Genomic DNA, 293 nt, shown 5'->3' with positions numbered 1-293 from the left:
CCGGCGCCGCACATTCAGGGCCGGACATGGAAGCCAAACCTCCCCGCCGTACACGCGAACGGATTCTTGAGTTGTCGTTGAAACTGTTCAACGAGATCGGCGAGCCGAACGTCACGACCACGACGATCGCCGAGGAAATGGAAATCAGTCCAGGCAACCTGTACTACCATTTCCGCAACAAGGACGACATCATCAACAGCATCTTCGCGCAGTTCGAGCAGCAGATCGAACGGCGGCTGCGCTTTCCCGAAGATCACCGTCCCACCATCGACGAGACCTGGTCGTACCTGCAG

Annotated in this window: 1 protein-coding gene; it reads left to right on the top strand. The window is 58.0% G+C overall.

Going from position 1 to position 293, the window contains the following annotated elements; genetic code table 11:
- Window positions 1-26: 26 nt before the first annotated feature.
- The coding region (locus SB816_RS30885; RefSeq protein WP_410548105.1) for a TetR/AcrR family transcriptional regulator at window positions 27-293 on the top strand (267 nt) is incomplete at its 3' end.

It is taken from the genome of Achromobacter sp. SIMBA_011 (assembly GCF_046535435.1).
In the GTDB taxonomy this organism is placed as follows: domain Bacteria; phylum Pseudomonadota; class Gammaproteobacteria; order Burkholderiales; family Burkholderiaceae_B; genus Achromobacter; species Achromobacter dolens.
This window is presented reverse-complemented; position numbering and strand designations above follow the sequence as displayed.